24 protein-coding genes and 2 tRNA genes are annotated in these 25,429 nt (G+C 32.1%); 14 read left to right on the top strand and 12 right to left on the bottom strand.

The genetic code is table 11. The features are described 5' to 3' along the window. Window positions 1-62: 62 nt before the first annotated feature. Complete coding sequence (locus tag AC3VJB_RS09110; protein WP_497667053.1) at window positions 63-1,211, top strand: sensor histidine kinase; 1,149 nt, start codon at window positions 63-65, stop codon at window positions 1,209-1,211. On the opposite strand, the gene AC3VJB_RS09115 is transcribed toward AC3VJB_RS09110, so the two are convergent. The 3 genes from AC3VJB_RS09115 to greA form a co-directional block, all read right to left on the bottom strand. Further along, window positions 1,208-1,393, bottom strand: coding sequence for a hypothetical protein (locus AC3VJB_RS09115; RefSeq protein WP_159489786.1), 186 nt, complete (start codon window positions 1,391-1,393; stop codon window positions 1,208-1,210). The genes AC3VJB_RS09110 and AC3VJB_RS09115 overlap by 4 nt on opposite strands. A 13-nt stretch (window positions 1,394-1,406) precedes the next feature. Beyond that, window positions 1,407-1,799 (bottom strand): HIT family protein, encoded by a 393-nt coding sequence (locus tag AC3VJB_RS09120; protein WP_159489784.1) that lies wholly within the window; start codon window positions 1,797-1,799, stop codon window positions 1,407-1,409. Between the two features lie 103 nt (window positions 1,800-1,902). Beyond that, window positions 1,903-2,376, bottom strand: coding sequence for a transcription elongation factor GreA (gene greA, locus AC3VJB_RS09125; RefSeq protein ID WP_047788513.1), 474 nt, complete (start codon window positions 2,374-2,376; stop codon window positions 1,903-1,905). Window positions 2,377-2,570: 194 nt separating this feature from the next. Here greA and AC3VJB_RS09130 point away from each other — a divergent pair, with 194 nt between their 5' ends. The 8 genes from AC3VJB_RS09130 (at window position 2,571) to AC3VJB_RS09165 (ending at window position 11,243) form a co-directional block, all read left to right on the top strand. Next, on the top strand, window positions 2,571-2,981 hold the full coding sequence (locus AC3VJB_RS09130) for a Rieske (2Fe-2S) protein (protein WP_437823096.1): 411 nt from the start codon (window positions 2,571-2,573) through the stop codon (window positions 2,979-2,981). 66 nt (window positions 2,982-3,047) lie between these two features. Beyond that, a complete protein-coding gene (locus AC3VJB_RS09135) occupies window positions 3,048-4,205 on the top strand; it encodes a 5-(carboxyamino)imidazole ribonucleotide synthase (protein WP_437823098.1) in 1,158 nt (385 codons plus the stop codon). Window positions 4,206-4,243: 38 nt separating this feature from the next. After that, on the top strand, window positions 4,244-4,723 hold the full coding sequence (gene purE / locus AC3VJB_RS09140) for a 5-(carboxyamino)imidazole ribonucleotide mutase (RefSeq protein WP_047788515.1): 480 nt from the start codon (window positions 4,244-4,246) through the stop codon (window positions 4,721-4,723). Window positions 4,724-4,804: 81 nt separating this feature from the next. Continuing rightward, a complete protein-coding gene (locus AC3VJB_RS09145) occupies window positions 4,805-6,832 on the top strand; it encodes a M3 family metallopeptidase (protein ID WP_437823101.1) in 2,028 nt (675 codons plus the stop codon). Window positions 6,833-6,971: 139 nt separating this feature from the next. Further along, a complete protein-coding gene (locus tag AC3VJB_RS09150; RefSeq protein WP_047788517.1) occupies window positions 6,972-7,310 on the top strand; it encodes a hypothetical protein in 339 nt (112 codons plus the stop codon). Between the two features lie 193 nt (window positions 7,311-7,503). Then, on the top strand, window positions 7,504-9,864 hold the full coding sequence (locus AC3VJB_RS09155) for a TonB-dependent receptor (protein WP_497667054.1): 2,361 nt from the start codon (window positions 7,504-7,506) through the stop codon (window positions 9,862-9,864). 19 nt (window positions 9,865-9,883) lie between these two features. Continuing rightward, window positions 9,884-10,708 carry a hypothetical protein gene (locus tag AC3VJB_RS09160; RefSeq protein WP_047788518.1) on the top strand — a complete coding sequence of 275 codons (825 nt, stop codon included), beginning with the start codon at window positions 9,884-9,886 and terminating at the stop codon, window positions 10,706-10,708. Window positions 10,709-10,769: 61 nt separating this feature from the next. Next, entirely contained in the window at window positions 10,770-11,243 is a 474-nt protein-coding gene (locus AC3VJB_RS09165; protein ID WP_497667055.1) for a DUF4625 domain-containing protein, read from the top strand. A 3-nt stretch (window positions 11,244-11,246) separates the two neighbouring features. On the opposite strand, the gene AC3VJB_RS09170 is transcribed toward AC3VJB_RS09165, so the two are convergent. Beyond that, window positions 11,247-12,476, bottom strand: coding sequence for a glycosyltransferase (locus AC3VJB_RS09170; RefSeq protein ID WP_159489772.1), 1,230 nt, complete (start codon window positions 12,474-12,476; stop codon window positions 11,247-11,249). A 4-nt stretch (window positions 12,477-12,480) separates the two neighbouring features. Continuing rightward, window positions 12,481-12,951: a heme-binding domain-containing protein gene (locus tag AC3VJB_RS09175; protein ID WP_497667056.1), complete on the bottom strand. Its 471-nt coding sequence runs from the start codon at window positions 12,949-12,951 to the stop codon at window positions 12,481-12,483. Between the two features lie 187 nt (window positions 12,952-13,138). On the opposite strand from AC3VJB_RS09175, the gene lpdA reads away from it, so the two are divergent. Continuing rightward, complete coding sequence (gene lpdA, locus AC3VJB_RS09180; RefSeq protein WP_437823106.1) at window positions 13,139-14,539, top strand: dihydrolipoyl dehydrogenase; 1,401 nt, start codon at window positions 13,139-13,141, stop codon at window positions 14,537-14,539. 119 nt (window positions 14,540-14,658) lie between these two features. After that, window positions 14,659-15,027 carry a hypothetical protein gene (locus AC3VJB_RS09185; RefSeq protein WP_497667057.1) on the top strand — a complete coding sequence of 123 codons (369 nt, stop codon included), beginning with the start codon at window positions 14,659-14,661 and terminating at the stop codon, window positions 15,025-15,027. A gap of 58 nt (window positions 15,028-15,085) precedes the next feature. Here the strand turns inward: AC3VJB_RS09185 and AC3VJB_RS09190 are convergent, their stop codons facing one another. The 7 genes from AC3VJB_RS09190 to AC3VJB_RS09220 form a co-directional block, all read right to left on the bottom strand. Further along, window positions 15,086-17,203 carry a peptidylprolyl isomerase gene (locus AC3VJB_RS09190; RefSeq protein ID WP_281979764.1) on the bottom strand — a complete coding sequence of 706 codons (2,118 nt, stop codon included), beginning with the start codon at window positions 17,201-17,203 and terminating at the stop codon, window positions 15,086-15,088. Between the two features lie 105 nt (window positions 17,204-17,308). Beyond that, window positions 17,309-18,541, bottom strand: a complete 1,233-nt coding sequence (locus tag AC3VJB_RS09195) for a hemolysin family protein (RefSeq protein ID WP_047788679.1) — start codon at window positions 18,539-18,541, stop codon at window positions 17,309-17,311. Between the two features lie 59 nt (window positions 18,542-18,600). Further along, window positions 18,601-18,798: a hypothetical protein gene (locus AC3VJB_RS09200; RefSeq protein WP_047788525.1), complete on the bottom strand. Its 198-nt coding sequence runs from the start codon at window positions 18,796-18,798 to the stop codon at window positions 18,601-18,603. Then, window positions 18,798-19,370, bottom strand: a complete 573-nt coding sequence (lptC, locus tag AC3VJB_RS09205; RefSeq protein WP_047788526.1) for an LPS export ABC transporter periplasmic protein LptC — start codon at window positions 19,368-19,370, stop codon at window positions 18,798-18,800. Before lptC ends, AC3VJB_RS09200 begins: the two co-directional genes overlap by 1 nt. A gap of 9 nt (window positions 19,371-19,379) precedes the next feature. After that, the gene (locus AC3VJB_RS09210; RefSeq protein WP_047788527.1) at window positions 19,380-20,690 is read right to left on the bottom strand and encodes a hypothetical protein; all 1,311 of its coding nucleotides are present in this window, start codon (window positions 20,688-20,690) and stop codon (window positions 19,380-19,382) included. 15 nt (window positions 20,691-20,705) lie between these two features. Then, window positions 20,706-21,974 (bottom strand): BamG family beta-barrel-assembly machinery protein, encoded by a 1,269-nt coding sequence (bamG, locus tag AC3VJB_RS09215; protein ID WP_073181738.1) that lies wholly within the window; start codon window positions 21,972-21,974, stop codon window positions 20,706-20,708. Continuing rightward, a complete protein-coding gene (locus AC3VJB_RS09220; protein WP_047788529.1) occupies window positions 21,967-22,698 on the bottom strand; it encodes a type III pantothenate kinase in 732 nt (243 codons plus the stop codon). Before AC3VJB_RS09220 ends, bamG begins: the two co-directional genes overlap by 8 nt. A 109-nt stretch (window positions 22,699-22,807) precedes the next feature. On the opposite strand from AC3VJB_RS09220, the gene AC3VJB_RS09225 reads away from it, so the two are divergent. The 3 genes from AC3VJB_RS09225 (at window position 22,808) to AC3VJB_RS09235 (ending at window position 25,428) form a co-directional block, all read left to right on the top strand. After that, window positions 22,808-22,880: transfer RNA gene (locus AC3VJB_RS09225), tRNA-Phe, on the top strand. A 64-nt stretch (window positions 22,881-22,944) separates the two neighbouring features. Further along, window positions 22,945-23,017 (top strand) — tRNA-Phe (locus AC3VJB_RS09230). A 590-nt stretch (window positions 23,018-23,607) separates the two neighbouring features. Then, window positions 23,608-25,428: an AAA family ATPase gene (locus tag AC3VJB_RS09235; protein ID WP_437823110.1), complete on the top strand. Its 1,821-nt coding sequence runs from the start codon at window positions 23,608-23,610 to the stop codon at window positions 25,426-25,428. Window position 25,429 lies beyond the last annotated feature (1 nt).

Consider the following 25,429-nt stretch of genomic DNA (forward strand, 5'->3'; position numbering starts at 1 on the left):
AGTGTAAATATACTACCTATTTATAAATTTAGTTATTCTAGAGAATAGTTTATATTTGATTGATGGCTTTTTTTACAAACACTTATTGGGTAAAGCGAATTGCAATTAGTATTTCCTTACTTATCGTTTTATTTATTTTATGGAATACCTATGTGTTTTTTCAAAAATTTAAAAAAGATGAACGCGCTAAAATGGAGATTTATGCTACTGCAATTAAGGAGGTAGCTTCAAACCCTGACTCTGATGGCAACTTTAATTTAGTAAACAAAGTTTATGAAACCATAGAGAACATTCCTTCTATTTTGGTTGGTAAAGATGGCGAAATAAAACAGTTTCATAACTTAGACTCTATAAAGTCTACGGATCCTAAATACCTTCAAAAGCAATTGAGCATCATGAAAAAGCAAAATGAGCCAATTGCGATAGAATACTTAGGAATTAAAGAACATATCTACTATAGAAATTCTGACCTTTTATACAAGCTCAAATACTATCCACTTGCCTTAGTACTAATTTTAGGGTTGTTTCTTACCATCATTTACATGGTGTACAAGTCTAACAAAGTAGCTGAACAAAATAAGTTGTGGACAGGAATGGCTAAAGAAACGGCACACCAAATAGGAACGCCACTTTCTTCATTATTAGGCTGGATAACTATTTTACGTGCTGAAAATGTAAGTAACGATTATGTTGATGAAATTGAAAAAGATGTGCGACGCTTAAATACCATCGCAAATCGTTTTTCTAAAATAGGGTCTCTTCCTGAGTTAAAACCCAATAACGTTGTATCGATTACTAAAACTGCTTATGACTACTTAGAAAATAGAAGTTCTAAACAAATTTCTTTTTCTTTTACTACCGAAACTGAAGAAATCCGAATCAATATAAATACCGAATTATATGGTTGGGTAATAGAGAACTTAATTAAAAACGCTATTGATGCTATGCAAGGCAAAGGAAGTCTATCTGTTAGCATTAGTGAAAGTTCTAAAAATGTAAAAATCTTAATTTCAGATACTGGTAAAGGGATTCCTAAAACACAATTTTCACAAATATTCAACCCAGGATTTACCACAAAAAAACGTGGCTGGGGTCTGGGTTTATCGCTCTCTAAGCGTATTATCGAAGATTACCATAACGGAAGAATACATGTGTTAAAATCTGAACTAGGAAAAGGAACTACTTTTGAAATCTTATTGAATAAGGTTTAACTGTCTCTCTTTAGTTTGTTCATTAAAAAACCGTAAAAGAAGCCTCCTGCTCCCCATATAAGCGCTCCTACAAGCATTCTTTTTAATGTAATTTCTTCTCCATCATACCACGGAAAGAATATTACCATTATTATAAACATAATTACTCCCCAGGCTATCCCCTCTTTTATCCACTTTTTCATAGCTCTTTTTTATTTATTCAAAATTCTTAGCAATATCTTCTGCTACTGCTACAAACTCTTCATTTGTTAATTTTTCTTTCTTTACAAATCGGATATCCTCCATCGTTTGCAACGGAATTAAGTGTACATGTACATGAGGCACTTCTAAACCAATTACGCTCATCCCTACACGTTCACACGGAATAGTTTTCTCAATCGCTTTGGCTACTCTGTAAGAGAAAGACATTAATCCGTCGTACTCTTCTTTCGATAAGTCAAATAATTTATTTTCTTCACGTTTAGGAATTACTAACGTATGTCCTTTTGCATTTGGGTTGATGTCTAAAAAAGCAAAGTAGTTATCATCTTCAGCTATTTTATACGATGGAATTTCTCCGTTTATAATCTTTGTAAAAATACTTGCCATGTCTTTATTAATTTAATTTTACAGTAAAAGTAAAAAAGAAATCGGGTTCTAGCGAAGCTAAAACCCGAATAAATCTTTACTCTTTTTGTATTTGTTTTTTCTCTTATCGAGAAATCTCCATTACTTCAAACTTCATAATTCCGTTAGGCACTTGTATTTCGGCAACATCACCTACTTTTTTACCTAACAATCCTTTACCTATTGGTGAGTTAACAGATAATTTTCCGTTTCTAACATCACTTTCGCTATCTGCTACCAGCGTATACGTAAACTCCATTCCATTAACTGTATTTTTAATCTTCACTATTGAATGGATTAAAATTTTTGAGGTATCCAACTGACTTTCATCAATAATACGAGCGTTAGCTACTACGTTTTTTAATTTTGCAATTTTTGTTTCTAACAACGATTGCTCTTCTTTTGCAGCGTGGTATTCTGCATTCTCACTCAAATCTCCTTTATCACGAGCATCTGCAATTTCTTGAGAAACACGTGGTCTTTCTACTTGCTCTAAATGCGCTAATTCTTCTTTAAGTTTCTTTAATCCTTCTTCCGTATAATATGATACATTACTCATCTCTTCTCTCTTTTTAAAATCAACAAACTTTTATACGCTTTCTTTAACGTTTTGTAAGAAGCATATAACTTTTCTTCCTATAACCCTGTGGGTTAAATTTAAAAATCTCACGCCGTTAGGAATGAGATTGTCTTACAAATGTACAAAATATTTGTAACTTCGTTGCGTTACAATAACAACTTCTATACTAAAAAATGAAAAAAATATTTTATTTATTTCTTGTTATAATTTGTTTTAGCTGTAGTGATAACACTCCTATTAACAACTGTTTTTCTGGAATAAAAATGAATGCTATTATTGATTTATCTCTTCCTGAGTTTAGTGGTTTATTAGTTCCTGGAGGAGAATCGCAAAACGTGATACAAGGGCGAAATGTTTTTATTTTTAGAACAGGAACTTCTGGTTACAGAGCTTTTGATCAACAATGTCCTGAACAAAACTGTAACTCTTTAATGACTTTTAACGGAGTAGAGATTATCTGCCCTTGCGATGATAAAAAATACAACTACCTTTCTGGTGGAGCTCCTTTAGATGGTGAGGGCTGTAATGCATTAATGTATTTTGTTACTCCTATTAGTAACAATCAGTTAAGAATATCTCGTTAATACTATTTGTACTAACAATTAGATTCTTATTTTTGCAGCAACAACAACACAATTAACACATTTATCGTGAAAAACTACTTTTCTTCAGACTTTAAATTGGGTGTTCTAGGAGGCGGCCAATTGGGAAGAATGTTGCTTACCGAAACGCAAAAATTCGACATTTATACTGTTATTTTAGACGGAAACGCTGATGCTCCTTGCGCTCAGATATGTAACGAATTCCATCAAGGAGATTTATTAGATTATGATACTGTTTACAATTTTGGAAAGCAAGTAGATTTGTTAACCATAGAAATTGAAAACGTAAATATTGATGCTTTAGATGCTTTAGAAGCTGAGGGACTAACCATTTTTCCAAAGCCTAAAAACTTAAGAACTATTCAAAACAAAGCACATCAAAAGGTGTTTTATCACGATAATAACATCCCTACTGCTGATTTTTCTAGATTTACTTCTTTAGAAGAATTAAAACATGCTATAAGTAATGAAGCTGTTACATATCCTTTTGTATGGAAATCAGCTCGATTTGGATACGATGGTAACGGAGTAAAAATAGTTCGTGCCATCAGCGATTTAGAAAACCTACCTACTGGTGAGTGTATTTCTGAAAAACTAGTTCCTTTTAAAAATGAATTAGCTGTTATTGTTGCAAGAAATGCAAGCGGAGAAACCAAAACTTATCCTGTAGTTGAAATGGAATTTCACCCAGAAGCAAATCAGGTAGAATATGTAATTTGTCCTGCAAGAATTGAAGATGCAGTTGCTAAAAAAGCGCGCGAGGTTGCTTTAAAAGTTGCAGATGCATTTGATTTCGTTGGATTGTTAGCTGTGGAAATGTTCCAAACTGAAAATGACGAAATTTTAGTTAATGAAGCTGCTCCAAGAACTCACAATTCAGGGCATTATTCTATTGAAGCAAGTTATACTAGCCAATTTGAACAACACTTACGTAGCATCTTAAACCTTCCGTTAGGAAATACCGAAAGTAAAGTTGCTGGAATTATGGTGAATTTAGTAGGTGCAGAAGGCTATACTGGTGATGTCGTATATGAAAACATTGAAGAGATTTTAAAGATTGACGGAGTTACTCCTCACATCTACGGAAAAAAGACAACCAAACCTTTCCGTAAAATGGGACACGTAACTATTGTGAATGAAGATGTAAATGAAGCGAGAAAAATCGCTCAACAAGTAAAAGAAACCATTAAGGTAATAGCAAAATAACCTCTCGACTATGCTCGAGATGACAAAAACATAAAATTATGGTAGGAATTATCATGGGAAGCGATTCAGATCTTCCAATTATGCAAGAAGCAATTGATATTTTAGAGAGTTTTGATATTCAAGTAGAAGTAGATATCGTATCTGCACACAGAACTCCTGAAAAATTATTCGATTACGCTAACAATGCACACAAGCGTGGTATACAAGTTATTGTTGCTGGTGCTGGAGGTGCTGCTCATTTACCTGGAATGGTAGCCAGTATGAGTCCGCTACCAGTAATTGGAGTTCCTGTAAAAAGTAGAAACTCTATTGATGGTTGGGATTCTGTGTTATCTATTCTTCAAATGCCAGGGGGGGTCCCTGTGGCTACAGTTGCTTTAGATGGAGCAAAAAATGCAGGAATCTTAGCTGCTCAAATTATTGGAGCTTCAGACAAATGTGTGTTAGACAAAATTATCGCTTATAAAGAAGGTTTAAAACTGAAAGTTGAAAAAGCTTCTGAAAGCGTAAAAAAATAAGTACCTTAGTACAATATTAACTTGAAGGCCTCACAGATTTTTTATTTGTGAGGTTTCTTCAATTTTTTAAACTAAATTTTCATGACTAAAAATCCACTTTTACAAGATTTTAATACGCCCCCTTTTTCTCAAATTAAAGAAGAAGATTATAAGCCCGCTATAAAAGAAGCTATACAAATAGCTAAAGACGAAATTGATGCTATTGTAGAAAACTCTGAAGTTCCAACTTTTGAAAACACTACAGTCGCTTTAGACAATACAGGTAATAAGTTAGATAGAGCTACTTCTATCTTTTTCAACTTAAACTCTGCTGAAACAAATGAAGAAATTCAAAAAATAGCGAAAGATATTTCTCCTTGGTTAAGTGAGTTTAGAAACGATATGATTTTAAATGAGGGGTTGTTTAAACGTGTAAAAACTGTATACGATCAATTACCTGATTTAAACTTGACTCCTGAACAAGAAATGTTGTTAGATAAACAATACAAAAGTTTTGCACGTAATGGAGCGAATTTAAATGAAACTGACAAAGCTGAGCTTCGCAAAATTGATGCTGAGTTAGCAAAATTATCGTTACAGTTTGGGGAGCATGTATTGGCTGAAACCAATGCTTTTAAATTATTAATTACCCATGAAGATGATTTAGCTGGCTTACCTGAAAGCGCTAAAGAAGCTGCTAAAGAACTTGCGAACTCAAAAGGTAAAGAGGGTTGGATGATTACCTTAGATTATCCAAGCTATATTCCTTTTATGACCTATGCTGATAATAGAGAATTGAGAAAAAAGTTAGCCATAGCTTTTGGTAAAAAAGGATTTCAACAAAATGAATACAACAATGAGCAAATTGTAAAAGATATTGTAACCCTACGCCACAAACGTGCAAACCTATTAGGGTATAAAACCCACGCTCATTTTGTATTAGAAGAGCGTATGGCTGAAACTCCTGAAAAGGTTATGGAGTTTTTAAATGAATTGTTAGAAAAAGCGAAACCTGCCGCACAACGTGAATTTGATAATTTAGAGGCCTATGCTAAAAAACTAGACGGAATAGACCAGTTACAAAAATGGGATGGTGCTTACTATTCTGAAAAACTAAAAAAGGAGTTGTTTAACTTAGATCAAGAGTTATTAAAGCCTTACTTTAAGTTAGAAAATGTAATTGACGGTGTGTTTACTGTGGCTAACAAATTGTACAACTTACAGTTTGAAGAAATTGACACTATTGATAAGTATCATGAAGATGTTAAGACGTATGCTGTAACAGATACTGATGGTAATTTTGTTTCTTATTTTTATGCTGATTTTCATCCAAGACCGGGAAAACGTAATGGTGCGTGGATGACTTCTTACAAATCACAATATAGGAGTAATGGTACAAACGAAAGACCACAAGTCTCTATCGTTTGTAACTTTACCAAACCTACACAAACCAAGCCTTCTTTATTAACTTTTAACGAGGTTACTACCTTATTCCACGAGTTTGGTCACGCCTTACACGGAATGTTGGCAAATACTACTTATAAAAGCTTATCAGGAACTTCTGTTTCTTGGGATTTTGTGGAATTACCAAGTCAAGTTTTAGAAAACTGGTGTTACGAAAAAGAAGCCTTGGAATTGTTTGCAAAACATTACGAAACTGGAGCAATTATTCCTATGGAATACGTTGAGAAAATCAAAGAATCTGCGAGTTTCCATGAAGGAATGCAAACCCTGCGTCAATTAAGCTTCGGATTATTAGATATGTCTTGGCACTCTGGAGATTCTCCTGAAACCATTACTGATGTAAAAGAGTTTGAAACGAATGCTTTTGCTGAGACTAAATTATATCCTGATGTAGCAGAAAATTGTATGAGTACTTCCTTTTCTCATATTTTTCAAGGCGGATACTCAGCTGGATATTATTCATATAAATGGGCAGAGGTTTTAGATGCCGATGCTTTTGAATATTTTAAAGAGGAAGGTATTTTTAATAAAGAAGTTGCAGATAAATTTAAAAACAATGTATTATCTAAAGGCGGAACAGAAGAGCCTATGGAGTTATACAAACGTTTTAGAGGTAGAGAACCAAAACCTGATGCTTTATTAAGACGTGCTGGATTAATGAGCTAAATCTCTTTATTACTTTATCTAACAAAAACAGCTTCCTCTTATTAGAAAGAAGAAGCTGTTTTTTTTAATAAAAATTAACATAATTTAATATAAAAAAATACAACAAGCATTTATTTTTGCCATTTATCAGTTATAAAAAATGAGCTTATATAAAAATAGCATATTTCGTAAAATCACCTCTTTATCATTGGTGGTTCTTCTTATGCTTCCTATTCTTATAAAAGCTACTCATCATCATGATAATGAAGCACACCACCATAACTGTAAAGAAAAATCTACTCACTTACACGAATCGGTAAACGACCATTGTGATATTTGTTATTTTTCTTTTGCTTCTTTTGATGTACCTACACAAAATTTCTCACCAGCTTTAGCTATTCTTCCTAGCAAGACGATAGTAGATAATTACAAGTCAATTATCTTACCTTCTTACCAATGTCTGAATAGAAAGCTTAGAGGACCTCCAACTTACTCATAACATACTAAATTTAGAACATACTTAACTTTCTTGTATTAAGAATTGTTGTAAATATATATGCATATAAACCTACTAAGTCTGTACTGTATTTACCACTTACTTTTTCTATTAGTTAACTATCTGTTCTATATTATTTAATCAATAGTTGAGCGCTTACAGTTCAACTACTACAATTCGTTTAATTCTATTTACAATGACAAAACAAAGCTTAGGTGCTTTATTTTGTGTATTGTTTCATACTATTCTTTTTGGTCAGAACACTAATTCTGTTACTATTAAGGTTATTGATGCAACAACACAAAGTGAGTTACCCAATGCTCACGTGAGTATCGGTTCAAAGCACGCATACACAAACACTAGAGGAAGTAGTACTTTTTTTAAACTTTTAAACAAAGAATACCTCTTAACTGTTACTCATGTTGGGTATGTTACTTATAAAGAAAGTATTTCTCCTACTAATTCAGTAATAGTTATTCCTCTAATACAAGACAATTCAGTATTAAATGAGGTGGTTATTGCACAAAACCCTAAAAAAACACTAACAAAGTTCTCTAGCAACACACAAAGGATTGATGTTGACTTTTTAGAGAAAAACAGGGATAATAGTTTAATGCAAACTCTTAAAGACATACCAGGAGTTAGTACAATAACTATAGGTTCTGGTCAATCCAAACCTACCATTAGAGGTTTAGGTTTTAATAGAGTTGTTGTTGTTGAAAACGGTATAAAACACGAAGCTCAACAATGGGGAGCCGATCATGGTTTAGAAATAGACCAATATAATATTGACAATATAGAAGTTACTAAAGGAGCCGCTTCTCTACTCTATGGTTCTGATGCAATATCTGGGGTAATTAGCTTGAAAAATAACTTACTACCTGATGTTAATTCTTTTTCAGGTGAACTAAACCTCACCAACAGAAGTAACAACGATTTTTATGGAGTTTCTTTGGGAGTTAAACAACGTTATAATCATTGGTATTATAAAGCTAGAATTACTCATGAAGATTATGGCGACTATAAAGTTCCTACCAAAAAGATTACCTACGATAATTACATTTTTGACTTGCATAAAAATTACTTACGTAACACAGCAGGATTTAATCATAATGTTGGGATTTCTATAGGTTATGTATCAGATAATATTAGTTCTATAACTTCATTTAGTAATGTAAATTCTAAAAATGGTTTTTTCGCTAATGCACATGGTCTGGAGGTGAGAACCTCAAAAATAGATTACGATGCTGACCATAGAGATATTGACTTACCTCACCACAAGGTCAATCATTTTAAAATAACAAATAATACCAGTTTTCTGTTTCCAAATTACACATTAGATGTTGAGCTTGGGCTTCAAAATAATCATCGCGAAGAACACTCAGAACCTGTTCCGCATGGTTATATGCCCAAGCCGTCATCTACAATGGAACGCTTGTTTAAGAAGAACACTTACAGTCTTAATGCAAAAAGTCAATTACACTATTTTGAAGAACATAAAGTTACCGCTGGTATAAACTTAGAGTATCAAGATAATACTATTGATGGCTGGGGATTTCTTATTCCTGAATATACTCGTTTTACAGCTGGGGCTTTTGTGTACGATCAAATAAAACTCAACGACAAATTATATTTAGATGGTGGTGTACGTTACGATTATGGTATAATAAAAACACAGCCATATTACGAGTGGTTTTTATCTCCTGTTACTGACGAAAACGGAAACACTACTCAGCAACAACTACAGCGTTCAAAAAGAAAGAGCTTAACTTTTGGAAGTTTTAGTGCTTCAGCTGGATTAAGTTATGGACTTAAAAATACATCATATAAAATAAATATAGGCAAGAGTTTTAGAATTCCACTGGCAAACGAATTGGCTTCAGACGGAGTAAACTATCACATGTATCGATACGAAGAAGGAAGTCTTGACTTAGAACCTGAAAGTTCTTATCAAATAGATGGAGAGTTTAAAGCTAACTTTAGTAGAGGATCTATTCAAATCACGCCATTTGTCAATTATTTTGATAATTATATTTATTTAAGTCCAACGTCAGAGTATTACGAAACACTTCAGAAGTATCAATACAATCAAAGTCGTGTTTTTAGATATGGTGGCGAAATTATGGCGCAGTATGAACCTATTGATAAATTATCTATTACAGGTTCTTTAGAATATGTAAAAGCAAGACAGTTAAGTGGAAAAAAGAAAAACTTCACACTTCCTTTTTCCCCTCCATTAACAGGAGTTGTTTCGCTTGAATACACATTGAATCCTTGGTCTACTTTTGGAGAAACTAAAATATTCTCTAGTATACGATTAGTTTCGGATCAAAACAATATTGTTCCTCCTGAAAAAACTACAGGAGGGTATTCTTTATTTAACATCGGTTTACATACTAGTATAGATCTTTTCTCAAAAAAGCAGCCTCTTAAAATTCAAGGTAGGCTCAATAATATTTTAAATAACAAAGTATTCGACCATACAAGCTTCTACAGACTGATAGAGGTTCCTGAACCTGGAAGAAACTTTTCAATAACAATTATACAAACATTTTAATTATTTAATTTTTTTAATCATGAAAAACACATTTAAATCAGCAATCTTATTTTTCGTAAGTCTTTTAATCATTTCTTGTAGTGATGAAGATAACATCCCAGATACTTTTGATGAAAATATTAATACAGAAAATTTCAAAGGCTTGGAGTTAGGTAATTCTGATTTTGTTTTACCACAATCGAACATAGATGTTCATATTGAATTTGGCTATGAGGGTACTAGCAAAGTTTCTAAAATTTATTTTGACGTAGAAGCTTACGATGTTCCAAAAGTTAAAAACGGTGAACTAATTTGGGAGTTAAAAAACCATTTAGTACCTGTTGACCGATATGAAGGCCAATTAAACCCTCACATACATTACCATGTATATTTTGATGAAGAGAACAAGTACACTCCTTCTTTTACACCTGCTGAAGGGATTTATAAATTCAAAATTACTGTTGAACATGAAGACGGAACTAAAAGTGCTATTACTAAAAAGTTACATATCATTCAAAAATTTAAAGACTTAGAAATTGGTGAGAACAACTCAATCGCTTTTGGAAAAGATGAGTTACACACAGAGTTTGAATATGTTTCTGGTAATAATACTGTTACTGAAATTAAATATGAGTTTTGGTTCGAAGAATGGAGAGAAGGACAGAATGTTGAAGTTGGAAAGTGGGACAAAGTAATTACTGTTTTACCTAAAAATTTATATGAAGGAGTTAAAAACCCACACATACATTATCACTACGATTTAATTCCTGGAGCTCCTGTAGGAAACTACTGGTTAAACATTTACGCTAAAGAAAGTGGTGAAAGTGAAACAGTAAAGCTGTCTATTCCTCTTGAAATAAAATAATTATAACTAATTAAAGACTACTTGATTTTCTCAAGTAGTCTTTTATAAATAATAAACTACCATGAAATTATTAAAAATAACAAGCGCTTTACTCTTCTTAACTTTGGTAAACTTTAGTTGTAGTAGTGATTCTGAAGAGCCAGATACTGAAAAACCAACTATTACCATAAATTACAACGAAGGGTTTCCTAAATCGTGTGCTGTATTAGAAAAAGGAAAAGAGTACACAATACGTGTAAAAGTGTCTGACAACATAGCTTTGGCCACTTATGCTATTGATATCCACCATAATTTTGATCATCACACGCACGATGACCAAGGTTCTAATTGTGAATTATCTCCTATAAAAGATCCTGTTTCTCCTTTAATTTTTATGGAAAATTACACAATTGATAATAATCGTAAAGAATATGAAATAGCACAAAACATTACAATTCCTACTGATATTGATTCTGGTGATTACCATTGTCAAATTTCTGTAATTGATGTTACTGGATGGCAAAGTAGAACCTCTGTAGATATTAAAATTGAATAAGTTCTATTTTTTATTCTTCTCTTCAATCCACTTGCTCATAAACTTAGTAGTCTGTAAGGTTTGATGTTGCAACAAACTTCCAAGAAAATTTTGTGTACGATGTATTTCAAAATTTTCTTGGATTTTTTTAATCCCCCTAATAAAAGAAACACCTAACTTGTCTTTATCATATAGTGAATTAATTATTTCTATACCTTTTTGTTGAGACTTTTTCCAAAGAATATCATAAGTATATAACTCTATAGCTTTGTTAGCAAACTTCTCAAAATTATCTTCTATAAATCCGTTCCAAGGTAAGTTGTCATACATTCCTTCTGCTCCTATCGAAGTAGTAACACTTGGAGTTCCACATTCCATTGCTTCGGTTAACTTTCCTTTAATTCCCGCACCAAAACGAATGGGAGCTAACACGACTCTAGCATTTTTAACTACTTCGAGCGCATCTTCTGCAAAACCTTTAATTATAAATCCTTCTTTTGGTTTATGCAATTGTTGAATTTGTTGCGTAACATAGGCTCCGTAAATATGTACTTCTGCTTTGGGTAGTTGTTTTCTGATCTGCTTCCATATTGTTTTTAATTGCAAAACAGCATCAACATTTGGAGCATGAAAAAAGTTACCTATAAACACAAAATGTTTTCGTTCTTCAAAAGATTTCCATTTCTGAGTAGTTTCAGCATCTATTGTATCCAACAAAAAAGGTAAATGATATAACAAAGCTTTATCAATCTTAAAAACTTCCTTCAAAAGCTGGATTTCATAAGCTGAAATAATCAGGCTCATATCGCAACGTAAAATAGCAGCTATTTCTCGTTTTGCTTCATTCGATTTCAACAAAGCTTCTGTTGAAAATTGTTTTCCTTTTTTTAATTGTTGATGACGTGTTTTACGTAAAAAGTGTAAATCTTCTGTATCTAAAATTCGTAAAGCTTTCGGGCAATATTCTGCAACACGCCAACCGAATTGCTCTTCCATCATAAAACGATCGAACAACACAACATCAGGTTGAAGTTCCGTAATAAAATTATCAAAAGAACTTGAATTCAATTCGATAGATTTTTCTTCAATTCCTAATTCAGCTAAGTTTAAAGAGTTTTCAGTTTTTTGAGCTGGTGTGGCAAAAGTAATGGTATAATTATGGTTTTTAAAAACATTGATTAGCTGTAGCATTCGGTTACCAGCTCCTGTTGTTTTTTCTACCCAAACATACCCAATAATTAAAAGTTGTTGCATTAATTTAGTTCGCTAATTGCGTTTGGTAGTTATTTTGAACGCTTTTTGCCCACTCAGTGATTTGTTGTACTTCTTCTTTAGACAAACGAGCATCGGCATGCATCCAAGTATATGAATCTAATGGCATTTTTCCTTTTTCAACTTCTTCCCAAACCTCTTTCATTTTGTGTTCCTTTCTTTTTAAAGAATAGGTAGCCCATTCAGAAAAATTCAATTCTTCTTTTCCGTGATTTACATGATCTGCCAACCAATAATTCACAGGCGTAATACTGCTATACCAAGGATAACGTGTTGAGTTACTATGACAATCAAAGCAAGCCGTTTTTAAAATTTTATGCACTGCATCATTTGGCTTGGTTTCTTCTATAAAACACTGAACAGAAGTAATTTCTCCTTCATTTTTTTCTGGTTGAAAAAATTGTACTATTACTAACAATAGTAATAAAACTATGATTATTTTTTTAAAAATTTTCATACAATGCGTTTAAGTTTTAAAGATATGAAAACTAATTTTATCGACAAATAATTGTACTTTTGTACTTCATTTTTACGAAAGCCCAAAATGGGCAATTGCAAACAATGGTTAACATAAACACAAATAGTTGAACTATTAGTAATGGACATTGTGCAATATAAATAGATGAAATTATAAAACACAACTCATGAAATACGATTTAATCGTTATTGGTTCTGGTCCAGGAGGATATATCGCTGCTATCAGAGCCGCTCAATTAGGTTCTAAAGTTGCTATCATTGAAAAATACTCAACTTTAGGTGGAACTTGTTTAAATGTTGGATGTATTCCTTCAAAAGCTTTATTAGATTCTTCGCACCATTACTATGATGCAGTAAATCATTTCGAAGAGCACGGTATCTCTGTAGAGAAACCTTCTTTTGACTTCGAAAAAATGGTAGCTCGTAAAGCAAATGTAGTAGAAACTACAACTGGAGGTATCAAATATTTAATGGATAAAAATAATATTGAAGTTTACGAAGGTTTAGGATCTTTTGAAGATGCTACGCACGTAAAAATCACTAAAAATGATGGTACTGAAGAAGTAATTGAAGGTACTAACATTATTATAGCTACTGGTTCTAAACCATCTTCTTTACCATTTATTACTATTGATAAAGAGCGTGTAATTACTTCTACAGAAGCTTTAAAACTTCCTGAAGTTCCTAAGCACTTATTAGTTATTGGTGGTGGTGTTATAGGTTTAGAGTTAGGTTCTGTTTACAAGCGTTTAGGTGCTGAGGTAACTGTTATCGAGTACGCTCCAACAATTACTCCAACCATGGATAAAGATGTTTCTAAAGAACTGACTAAAGTTTTAAAGAAACAAGGAATGAAAATTAATGCTAGCCATGGAGTTACTTCTGTTGAAAGAAATGGTGACGAGGTTGTAGTAAAAGCTACTAATAAAAAAGGTGAAGAGGTTACTTTCACCGGAGATTACTGTTTAGTTTCTGTAGGTCGTCGTCCGTATACTGAAGGATTAGCTTTAGAAAAAGCGGGTGTAAAAGTTACTGAAAGAGGAATGGTTGAAGTAAATGGTCATTTACAAACTAATGTTTCTAACATTTATGCAATTGGAGATGTAGTTCGTGGAGCTATGTTAGCGCATAAAGCAGAAGAAGAAGGTGTTGTGGTTGCTGAATATTTAGCTGGACAAAAACCTCATATTGACTATAACTTAATTCCTGGTATTGTTTACACTTGGCCAGAAGTAGCGGCTGTTGGTAAAACTGAACAAGAATTAAAAGATGCTGGTGTTGATTATAAGTCTGGAAAATTCTCAATGCGTGCATTAGGGCGTTCTCGTGCAAGTGGAGATTTAGACGGATTTGTAAAAGTATTGGCTGATAAAAACACTGATGAAGTATTAGGAGTTCACATGGTAGGTGCTCGTGTTGCTGACTTGATTATGGAAGCAGCTGTAGCAATGGAATACAGAGCTTCTGCGGAAGATTTAGCTCGTATTTGTCATGGACATCCAACCTACTCTGAAGCTGTAAAAGAAGCAGCGAAAGCAGCTTGGGATGGTAAACCATTAAACGCTTAATAAAAAAGCTTTAAACATACTTTAAAAAGCAATCTCGTATGAGGTTGCTTTTTTACTTTACTTAAATTAACTTCGTTAATATAAAAACAAGAATCATTCTTTTAAAAGTTATAATAAATTTGATATTAGAAACTATTCATAAATATTTAAAATATATTTCTAACGAATGTGACAGACATCTAAGAGATAAAGAGGTTAATTACGATGAAATCAATCAATTGAGTATTGAGCTAGAAAGATTTATTAATATGGTAAACGAAAGTGAACTTTCAAAAGAAACTAAATCTCTAATCAATGAACTTTCATTTGAGACTGACAATAAAAGTATTCGAAAAAGCTGGATTAAAAATTTAAAAAATGACTTGTTATTAAACGATGAATCTCCAACGAATATATCATACTACAACACTCAAAAAAGTAGAACAGAAAGTCTCAAAAAGTTGAAAAATGATGTTTTAAATTTAAGTTTGAAATTAAAGATAAAATAACAAATAAAAATCCCGAACTAAATAGTTCGGGATTTTTTTATTGGTATGACGTTATTTCTTATTGAATTCCGTAAAAAGAACTCATGTTATCTTTAATTTCAGACGCTTTTTTAACCGCCTCATACATTTGAAATGTCTTATTCTGTCTTTCAGCAACAATACGCTTTCTATATGTGTCGTAGTTAGGTAATGCTGTTGGATCTTCTCTCTTTTCTACTACAAAAGCAAATACACCTTTGTCTCCTGCAACATTTTTAACCACCTTGTTCTCTTTAGCGTTCATCATTGCTCCTACTACTTTAGGCTCAAATCCTACACCAGAAATTGTTGGTGATTGTAAGTTTACATCGGTTGCTGCTCTCACTGACTGATTCACAGATTTTGCGATTTCTTCTAAAGTAGCTCCGCTCATCTTATCTTCAATCATTTTGGCTTTTCTTTCGTTTGTTAATATAGGACGAACAGAAGTAATTGCCTTATCAACAGGCATTAAACCTTTAGCTGTTTTTGCTGTTAGTACCGCTACAATATATCCTCCTTCAACATCAAAACGCTTGTAACTTCCTTCTTCAGTCTCTGGTTCAAAAGCCCAAGTAATAATTTGTCTTTCGTTACCAACTCCTGGTACGTTTTCATCTAAAGATTTTAATCCTACTGCTGGTAGTGAAGTTAAGTTTTTTTCTTTTACAGCTTCTTCAAAAGCTTTTCCATTAGCTAATTCTAAAGCAAATGTTTCTGCATTTTGGAATACTGCATTCTCCGTTTCTTCTGAAGCTTCTATCTTACGTCCAAAAGTAGCTAACTTCACTACTGGTTGAAAATTCTTTTGCCCATCAATTTTAATTACATGGAACCCAAATTGAGTCTTTACAACTCCCATATCTCCTTCTTTGCCTTCAAAAACGAAATCTCTGAATGATGGTACCATTCTATTGTAAGCAAACCAATCGTAAAATCCTCCTTTTTCAGCAGAACCTTGATCAGATGACATTTTTTTAGCTAAATCTGCAAACTTAGATTTATCTGCTTTAACAACAGCTAATAAGCTATCTGCTGTTTTCTTAGCTTCCTCTTCCGTTTGAACAACAGTAGCATCAGCACTAGCAGAACCAACAAAAGGAATTAAAATATGACTTGCTTTCGCAGAGTCTGGTAATTGTTTTACCTCAGTAATTTTAGATAACTTAAAGAATCCTGCATCTTTGTATGGTCCGAATACATCACCTTCATTTCCATTGAAAACCTCTTCTGCAATTACTTGAGGAACTTGTATTTTAAATTTATAACTATTATCTAATCTTAAATCAGAATCATTTTCTTCTAAAAATTCATTGTAGTTAGTAGTATTTTTTAACCCTTTAACTGGAGTGTTATTTACTACAGAATCATCAATTAATTTGGCCACATTAGCTTTAATAGCTTCTTCATCTTTTGTTGAAGGTTCGATATTAAATTTTACAAAGTTAATGTCTCTTGAAGCTTCTACTTGAAAAGCATCTTGATGTTGGTTTATATAATTTTGAATATCGCTTTTCTTTAAAGTTACTAAGCTATCTGCAATTGTTGTATAAGGTACATATACATACCTACCAGATACTTTTGTGTTTTCAGTTAAATATCTAGACTCCCCTTCTTTTAAAGAAGCTCCTAAACCAGCAGCGACTAAGTTGTCGTATGTTGTTTTTTCTATGTTACTTTTAATAGAAGCCATGTAATTTTGCCATGCAGCCCATTCTTGTCCATTTTCTTCTTTTATAGTAGCTAAATGTTCTTTTAACTTGTTTTTATCGAAAATACCTGAAGTTTGGAATCTAGCATCATTTTGAACTACAGGAGTTTCATATAAGGCATTTAAAATATCTACATCTCCTACAGTAATTCCAGCTTCTTCTAATTGTTTTTTGTATATTTTTTGACGGATTAAATTATTCCATACTGCCTTTGCTGCTTGCATCTCAGACATACTATTTCCTGTTTGCGCTTTGTAAGCTTCTAGTGCTTCAGCAAACTCTTGACGAGAAATGGCTTCTCCATTTACTTCACCTATTTCGTTTACTTTACTTGCGCTGAAAAAATCTGATATTGTAGAAGGGTCTAATACAAAAGCAAAAAGTGCTAAACCAATTACAAGAATTAAGAACATTGAACGTTCTCTAATTTTCGATAAAATTGCCATACGTAATTTATTTTATTAACAGTGTGCGAAAATACAATTTCACATTAAATAATGCAATGTTTTTTTACGCTGTTTTTGAGGGAGTTCTAAGTAAAAGAGGCTAGCTTAATCTTCTTTGTAAATTACTTTAAAATAAATTTCATCAATCTTAGTTGCACTTACTTTTAAAATTTTGATTTGGAAGTTTTCTATATCTAATACCTCATCTTGTAATGGTATTGTTTCTGTATGGTTTAAAATAAAACCTCCTAAGGTTTCATAAGCTTCTTCTTTAGGAATTCCTAAACCATATTCTTCATTTAAATAATCTACCTCTAAACGAGCTGAAAAATTAAATTCATACTCACTAATTCGTTCTTCTAATAATTGTTGCGTATCATGTTCATCTTCTATTTCTCCAAATAACTCCTCTACAATATCTTCAACTGTAATAATACCTGAAGTTCCTCCATACTCGTCAACTACAACTGCAATACTTTTACGCTTTTTTATTAAATTATTAAGTACATCATTAATAATCATTGACTCAGGAACAAACTCTACTGGTAACAAAATCGACTTAATAGTACGTGGTTTTTTAAAAAGCTCAAAGGCATTTACATACCCTAAAATATCATCTAATGAATTTTTATAAACCAAGATTTTCGATAACCCAGTTGTAATGAACATTTTTTTGAGATTACTTACCGTTTCGTGTAAATCAACCGCAACAATTTCTGTCCTAGGCACCATAATTTCACGAGATTTAACCTTATGAAACTCTAATGCATTTTGAAATATTTGAATTTCTGAATCAACTTCTTCTTCATCGTTTCCTGAATCTAATTGTTCTAAAATATAATTTCCTAATTCTTCTTTACTAAATTCGGTCTGAATTTCATCTTCTTTTGTTCTAAAAAATACATGTAGAAAAAAATCTGATATCCTGGTAATTACCCATGTAACTCCATAAAAAATAACATAAAAAACATAAGCAGGTATAGCAAAAAACTTTAGCATTTCATTTGCATAAATTCTAAAGATAGCTTTTGGTAAAAATTCTGCTGTTACCAAGATAATTACTGTTGAAATAAGTGTTTGTGTTAGTAAGCTTATATCTGACAATACATAATTTACAACCGTATAATCAGAAGGTAAAAAAGATTGAAACCATCTCATTAACAGCTCTCCCATAAAGTAACTATAAATAACTAAAGCTACATTATTACCTACTAACATAGTGGTAATAAACTTTGAGGATTTTTCAGTTAGCTTAGTTAGAATTTTAGAGAGCAAACCGTCTCCCTTTTTTTCTAACTCTATGTGAAGTTTATTTGCAGATATGAAGGCTATTTCCATCCCAGAAAAAAAGGCTGAAAATAAAATAGAAGTAAGAATTATTAAGAGTTCGGGTTGCATTAACGTTCTTTGTTTCTTTTTTCTACTTTTCTTCTAAAGTGTCGTTTGAAGAAGAAAATTAATATGATAAAGATAGCAAATCCAAACATAATAAATGCTTCTTGTCTGTCTGAATTCCATTTAAAGATTCCTTCAACAAAAAAGATTATTCCTATAATCAAGTATCCGTATTGTAAATATTTCCAAAGTATGTTCATTATATATCTTTTTGTGTAGTTTCTACATCTCCAGTAATATCTTTAGCTATCCATTTAGTTAAGTCTTCGCTCGACTCAAATCCAAAACCATTAATTACAGATTCAGGTGTTGTAAATCGAAAACCGTCTTCTGTAAAAAAATAATGCTCCTTTTGATCCCAAAACAACTGGTTAGTTTCTAATTTTGTTTGATTGCTATGGTTAGTGATAACAACATTACCTCTAATTTCAGATATTTTTGTTTTATTATAGGTTAATGCATAATTACCTGAAATTGTTGTTGAATCTGCTCCTTTTTTTTCTATTGTTACAATTTCTATTCCTTTTGGAAACTCACTGTAAGGGTGTTCTTTTCTATTTGAATAGTCATAAAAAATAGGTGCTTTTGTTTTTGAACTTATTCTTCCAGAATCTTTGTGAACATGATAAATATTTACTGCCGAACCTACTGGTAAATTTTTATCAGCAAGAAAATCTCGCACCTCCTTTTTAGAATTAGTACAAGAAAAAAACATTGCCACCAAATAAATGGTAGCAATGCTATTGTATATATGTTTTGCTCTTTTAAGCATTAACTTCTATTAAGGTACACGAACAGTTTCTCCAATCCAACATCCTACTCTATAACTTGCACCTGAAGACATTCCTTTTTGGAAAATTAACTTTTTAGATGGTACATTTTTTTTGTAACTAGAAATGTATCTTCCTGCTCCACATCCTGGATCAACTTTTTGTGCTTTTAAAGCTTTATTTAAGGCTGCTACATATACCATTCTTTTTTCAAACTCGTCGCTACCACATGAATTTGCGCTTCTTTGGTATAAACTTGCAATAAACAAATATGCTTTACCCATATTAGGATTGTATTTCAAAGCTTCGTAAGCTAAAGCTCTTCCTCTACTTCCACCAGCATTTTGGGCTTCTCTTAATTTATACTTAGCTTTTTTAAATGGATCTGTTTCTAAGTCGAATGCTTTTTTTCTCATCTCAGCAGCTCCACCTTTATCTCCATTTTTAGCTAAAACTCCTGCTAAGAAGTTATATGCATCTGCAGACTGTGTTACTTTAGCATACTCGTTTGCTAATTTTTCAAATAAAGGATCTGTTTGACACTCTTTGTTATACATTCTTGATACTGCTCTTTTTAACCAAACACCATCAGTTTTATTTTCTTCAAAATCTCTAGAATAAATAGGTATTAATCTCTCGCAAGTTGCTATCTTAGATATTTTAGCGTCTAAACCACCTTCTACTTGACCTAATGAAGAAGAGTTAATAGTATATGCTCTTAAAAGACTCTTTTCTCTTGATGTAATAGTACCCACAGAATCTTTCTCTTGTAACTTTGCTATCTTCTTACTGTAATCTTCCAGCTTTTCATCAACCGATTCCATTACATCATCATAAGTATCAAATACTTTTTGTGGATTTGTATCTTGATACTTATCAGCTATCATTTGGAAGTATCTAAAGATATTTTTTACCCCCATATCTTTAGGAGAAATATCATAAGCCTTTTTTAAGATTTCAAAAACTTCATCATCAGAAGCTAATTTATTATCTATTAAAAACTCAGCGTAATCACTATGCGCTTTTGCTGCCCCTTTCTTTGGATAATTAGCTAATCTTGTTTCATATACTTTTTTAGCTAAAACAGGATCTTTTAAGTTCTCTGCAACTTTTGCTCCATACTTGTATATGTTAATAGACAATGTAGCACAGTTATCTAATAAGTATTCTAAATTAGGTTTTGCTTGGTCATATTTTTTAGTTGTAGCATCTCCTTTAAAAAGATTGTATTTAATATGACACTCTTGACTTGCTTGCGCTTTCGCTCCACTTACGGCTACAAACAAAAATAATCCTGTTAGTAAATACGTAATTTTTTTCATCGTTCTCAGTTTATGTTAATCTATTCGTGTTTTTTGGAACCACTTAATACTATTTAAAGATAAACTTAATCTTACATTAAAGTAGTCTTCTTTTATTAAGTTATTGTTAGTAGTACCTCTTTGCCCATACTCAAACCCTATATTAACGTTTGATAGTTGTCTTGGCAACGGTAATCCTAATCCAACATTTATGCCAAAGTCTTTCACAGAAGTAAAATTATCGGTAGTTTTAACTAGCAATCCTGTATCTTCAAAACGCAAACCAGCCCTATAAGTAACTCTATCCCAATAACTTGAAATAGAATTTATTTTCGGTATAAAATATCCTCCTATTGCAAATTTATTTGAATCTTCATATTTATGAGATGATCCATCTGCTATAAAAACACTATTACTTTCTAAAGCTGTTTGAAATTCTTGATTAATTCCTACATACCATTTATTTTCTTTTCCTAAACCAAAACCATAAATACTTTTTAAAGGCATGTTGATATTACCATTTAAAGTTCTATTGAATAGTTCATTTCTAGGAACTTCTTGCCCTGATCCATTAAATGACAATGAATACATTTTCTCAGATCCTTTAGCAGATAAATCTGTAGACAAAATAAATGATGCTCCTGTAGATAGTTGTAGTTTATTTTTAAGTTCTGTTTTATATTGTATACCTAACTTAAACTGTCCTCCTCTTAAATTGAAAGACTCTTCATGTTTAGTTGCTAATGCTACATCTGCTCTTTGATTTAAAACGCTATTATCTATGCTTCCAAAAATAAATCCCGCTTCAGCACCAATAGACAAGCCTTTATAAACATACATACCATAACTAGCATATATCTTATTGGCTCCTCCTTCACCTGTGAATAAAGTAACATTATCAGCATTTTCATCATTTAGCAAAGAGTAGCCTACAGATGAAAAAGGTTGCAAACCAATAGATAAACCTGCATTTTTTCCTACAGGAAAACCTAACGATATATATCTTAAGTTTGTTGAGTTACCTGTTTGAGAAGCATTTTGTTCTTTAACTGTTAAAAAAGTCAAACTACCACCTATTGCGTAGGTTGCTGCTTTTAAATCAGCATTTGAAGCTGGGTTTGTAAAATTTAGGTGATGATAATCTTTCATTGCAACACCTATACCTCCCATAGAAGCTTGTTCTACTGTTACTGCCTCAAAACTCTCACCAATACCAAAATAAGAATAAGGTGATGCACTATTTCTTTGTGCTATTATTACTGATGAAGTAAGTACAAAAACTCCTAATATAAATCTCTTAATCATTCGCTAAATTGTGTATCAAAATAGTATGTAACCCCTCCAAAACAAAATTTGGATGGGCAAATATGACACTTTTTAATTGTTTTGACAAAAAATATGTATCTCCTCCTGTTAAAACTACTGTTAAATGTGGATATTTTTTTTGATATTGTACTATAATCCCGTCTATTTCATTACAAACTCCATTGATAATCCCTGAATGAATTGAACTTTCTGTATCTGTACCAATAAAGTTTTCTAATTCTTTTGCTTTTAATAACGGTAATTTAGAAGTAAAAGTATGTAGTGCCTTATACCTCATAGTTATCCCCGGTGAAATAGCCCCTCCAAGATAATTTCCTTCATCTGTGATAAACTCATATGTTATACAAGTACCAGCATCTAGTACCAATACATTTTTATTTGGATATTTTTTTATCGCTGCTGATGCCAATGCTACCCTGTCTACTCCTAATGTTTTTGGCGTTTTATATAAGTTCTTAAATGGAACTTTGGTATTTGAGTCTAAAAAAACCGGATTCAAAAGTTCAGCTATTTTTTTCGTTTCCTCATCTGTAAAATTAGCTACAGACGATATAATACTATTCGAAATTGAAAAATTTGAAATTATTTTTTTTAGCTCTGAAATTATATTTGTTTTTTCAAAAGTAAAGACTTCTTTAATAGTATCTATTTCAAAAACAGCTACTTTAACTCTTGTATTTCCTACATCTATAATTAGGTACATATTTCATTTCTTAGAGCTTGTAAATTTACGTTACATTTTTTTAAAGTTTTTACTTTGTATAATTAAAAAACGATTGTATATTTGCATCCGCTTAACGAAAGTAGCAACTGGTGCCTTAGCTCAGTTGGTAGAGCAAAGGACTGAAAATCCTTGTGTCCCTGGTTCGATTCCTGGAGGCACCACAATAAAACTAGTAAAATTAGTTGCGAGTTTTATTTTAAAGATGTTACTTTTTAAGTTATGACTGGTGCCTTAGCTCAGTTGGTAGAGCAAAGGACTGAAAATCCTTGTGTCCCTGGTTCGATTCCTGGAGGCACCACGATAAAAACCCGAACAAAATTGTTCGGGTTTTTTAGTTTTAACAATAAATCAAAATCTTCTCATACATTTTTATTTTTAATACAAATTCTTGCAAAATTCTATCATCTAAGAGGCATTAAGGTTTATTTCAGTTTCAAAAAATCAGGATATATAAGTAAGACTATGCATCTACCGCTGAACACCTCACTAAACATGATTTATAAATACTTACTTTTTTAAAAAACTTATATATTCTTTAATTTTCTTTAATCGTTTTTGTAATTATATATTTGTTTATTTTTAAATTGGTCATGTTAAAACAAGACCAATAAATACTTAGGAACCTTATCGTATGAAAAGAACAATGAGTCATACTCTTGAGATACTTCTCAGGTAGTAGAGTATTGAAAGTGTGTTAATGAGTAAGGTTAAGGAAGAAGAAAAAATTGCAAGACATAAAAATATTAATCAACTCATTTAGTTTCCAATCTAAATACAGTAAACGCTATGATACTTTAATTAACAAATTAAGCGATATATAACAGTTAATTTAGATTAAGTATTAAACGCTTTAGAAATTGTAATAAATGAGTTAAAACAAAAACAAGAATGAATAACACCAAACCTCGATGGCTACAAGACTTTAGAAGGTTTGTTCCTTTAAAAAGTCAATTTTTTCTTTCGGGTAATATTAAGGATTTTCAGTTACTGGAGAACGATTTTGGCAGCTACAGTTGGCATCGATTAGAAAATGTAATAGATTCTGAATTAAAAAACATAGGGTATACACATGTGGTTTACTATAACCCGTTAAGTGGTTTTGACATTCCCTTTTTTACAGGAAATTCAGATGAAAAAAAAGTGTTTTTTCAAAAACTTCAAATTCCTCTTCAGCAAGAAGGTGTCTATAACGATTTACAAACCTTTAATACGGTATTACAAAAGATTATTCACTATCCTGATGAACCCATTGGGTTAATTGTCGATTTCGCTTCTCAGTTTTTAATAAACCCTGAAAATTTGGTAAAAGCAGAACACGATTCTTTTAGTATAGCTCATATCTTATCTCAAACTACAGAAACTAAACCTTACGGTACCCCTCCTAATCCGTATTACAACATTGTAATATGGTTAGTTGATAAAGAAGGAGACTTACCTGACTGGATGGTGGTTAACAACCCAAAAATAAGACACATACCTATTGGAAAACCTAATCACATTGCTCGTAGAAGATTGATTCACCCGATTGTGGAGAGCCTAAGTAAAGATAAAACTAATGTAGATACTATAGTTACTGAATTTGTGGAAGAAACTGAAGGTCTTTTATTGTTAGACTTAGTGGCGATTATAGAACTAGCAAGGTCAGAAAACATACCAATATCTATGATAGCAGATGCAGTACGGCGATACAAAGTAGGTGTAACTGAAGACCCTTGGATGAAAATTCAACGTAGCAAAATTGAAAACGGAGAAGCTTTTATCAAAGAACGTGTTATTGGACAAGATCATTCTGTACAACATATCATGGATATTGTAAAGCGAGCCATCACTGGAGTGGGGAATTCTAAAAGAAATAATCGCCCAAGAGGTGTAGTTTTCTTAGCAGGGCCTACTGGTGTTGGAAAAACTGAATTAGCTAAAACCTTAACCAGTTTATTATTTGGTGATGAAAGTGCCTATATTCGGTTTGATATGTCTGAGTTCAGCGCTGAACATTCCGATCAACGCTTAATCGGTGCTCCTCCAGGATATGTGGGTTACGATGTTGGTGGCGAACTCACCAATGCTATAAGAGAAAAACCATTTAGTGTAGTCTTATTTGACGAAATTGAAAAGGCACACCCTAGAATATTAGATAAATTTCTTCAGATTCTAGATGATGGGGTTCTTACGAGTGGACGAGGAGACACCGTTTATTTCTCTGAGACACTAATAATTTTCACATCAAACCTTGGAATTTATAAAAATTCAACTACTGGTGAACGATTACCAAATGTGACTTATAAAGATAGTTTTGAAACTGTTGAAAAGAAAGTACGACATGAAATTGAGCGCTATTTTAAGTTTGAACTCAATCGACCTGAACTCCTCAATAGAATTGGAGACAACATTATTATTTTTGATTATATACGTAAAGATGTTGGTGAAATGATTTTTAATATGATGATGAAAAATAATATCAAAGGGATTCAAAAACAATTAAATATTACACTAAATATTCACCCCACAGTGATGCAAACATTAAAAGAATTATCTGTTGCTGATTTAAACAATGGTGGTAGAGGCATTAGAAATAAAATTGAGTACCATTTTATCTCACCTTTCTCTAGAGCTTTGTTCTCTTTAAATCCAGACAAGGGAGAAACGGTAGAAGCAACTTCTATTTCTTTTGAAAACCGAAGTACTACCATTCATCTAACTAAAAAATAAT

Source organism: Tenacibaculum sp. TB-53 (assembly GCF_059716285.2).